We start from the raw sequence: 1,695 nt of genomic DNA, 5'->3' as shown, positions 1-1,695 counted from the left end.
GTTCATGAGCGCGGCGCTGGTTGCGGCCGTGATCCTGACCCTTGCCGTGAAGCCGCAAGCGGCCGAACCATCTGCGAAGCTCGCTACGCATAGCTAACCTTTTCATTTCAGATATCACTCAAAGGATCCGTTTCGATGAAAAAGAAAATCGTCGCGTACAAGTCGTTGCCGAAGGACGTGCTCGCCTACTTACAGCAACACGCCGAGGTGACAACGGTCGATCCGGCACAGCACGACGCGTTCGTCGCCGCCCTGAAAGACGCCGACGGCGCGATCGGCGCAAGCGTGAAGATCACGCCGGCCATGCTCGAAGGCGCCACGCGGATGAAGGCGCTCGCGACCGTTTCCGTGGGCTTCGATGCTTTCGATGTGGATGACCTGAACCAGCGCGGCATCGTGCTCACGCACACACCGGACGTGCTGACCGAATCGACAGCCGACACCGCATTCTCGCTGATTCTTTCGACCGCGCGACGCGTGGTCGAACTCGCGGAATGGGTGAAGGCGGGCGAGTGGACAGAGAGTATCGGCGAGGAACATTTCGGCGTGGACGTCCACGGCAAGACGCTGGGCATCGTCGGCTTGGGGCGGATCGGCGGCGCGGTTGCGCGGCGCGCGTCCCTCGGTTTCCGGATGAGCGTGCTGTACACGAACCGCAGCCCGAACGCACAAGCCGAACGCGATTACGGCGCGAAGAAGGTGGAACTGGACGAATTGCTCGCCACATCCGATTTCGTGCTGTTGCAGGTTCCGCTGACGGCCGCGACGCGCAACCTGATCGGCGCGCCCGAGTTGAAGAAGATGAAGCGCACCGCGATCCTGATCAATGCATCGCGAGGCGCGACCGTCGATGAAAATGCGCTCATAGAAGCGCTGCAAAACGGTACTATCCTCGCCGCTGGTCTCGATGTGTTCGTGAAAGAGCCGCTTCCCGCCGATTCGCCGTTGCTCAGGATGAAGAACGTGGTGGCGCTGCCGCACATCGGTTCGGCCACGCACGAGACGCGTTACGCGATGAACAAGAACGCCGCCGAGAACCTGATCGGCGCGCTCGACGGCACGCTGACGAACAACATGGTCAACCCGGAAGTCTTGAAGCGTTGATTGGATGACGTGCGGCCTTGGTTTTTTGTCATTTCAGACCACGCGCAGGTCGTCATATTCGGATGTCGACATGAAAACATGACAAGAGACAATTTTTCGAACGACCGGCCGGCCACCATCACCGATGTCGCGCGCGAAGCCGGTACCGGCAAGACGAGCATTTCGCGTTATCTGAACGGCGAGACCGGCGTGCTGTCGACGGAGTTGCGCGAGCGGATCGAAGCAGCAATCAGGAGGCTCGACTACCGGCCGAACCAGATGGCGCGTGGGCTCAAGCGCGGGCGCAACCGGCTGGTCGGCATGCTGGTTGCGGACCTGACGAATCCTTATACGGTCGAGGTGCTTCAGGGCGTGGAGGCCGCGTGCCACGCGTACGGTTACATGCCGCTGATCTGTCACGCCGCGAACGAGGCGGATCTGGAACGGCGCTACCTGCAGTTGCTGACGACGTATCGGGTTGAAGGCGTGATTGTGAACGCGCTGGGCGTGCAGGAGGACTTGCTGCAGACGTTCGCGCGGGGCGGCATTCCGGTGGTGCTGGTTGACCGGGCGGTCGAAGGTCTCGTGAGTGATATGGTCGGGCTGGACAAT

General features: G+C 61.4%; 2 protein-coding genes. Both read left to right on the top strand.

The features are described 5' to 3' along the window. Positions 1–135 precede the first annotated feature (135 nt). A complete protein-coding gene (locus WCA53_RS30445) occupies positions 136–1,104 on the top strand; it encodes an NAD(P)-dependent oxidoreductase (protein ID WP_423920189.1) in 969 nt (322 codons plus the stop codon). 78 nt (positions 1,105–1,182) lie between these two features. After that, positions 1,183–1,695 (top strand): LacI family DNA-binding transcriptional regulator (locus WCA53_RS30440; RefSeq protein ID WP_423920186.1); only part of this gene is annotated, 513 nt, incomplete at its 3' end.

Source organism: Caballeronia sp. (assembly GCF_049581465.1).
In the GTDB taxonomy this organism is placed as follows: domain Bacteria; phylum Pseudomonadota; class Gammaproteobacteria; order Burkholderiales; family Burkholderiaceae; genus Caballeronia.
This window is presented reverse-complemented; position numbering and strand designations above follow the sequence as displayed.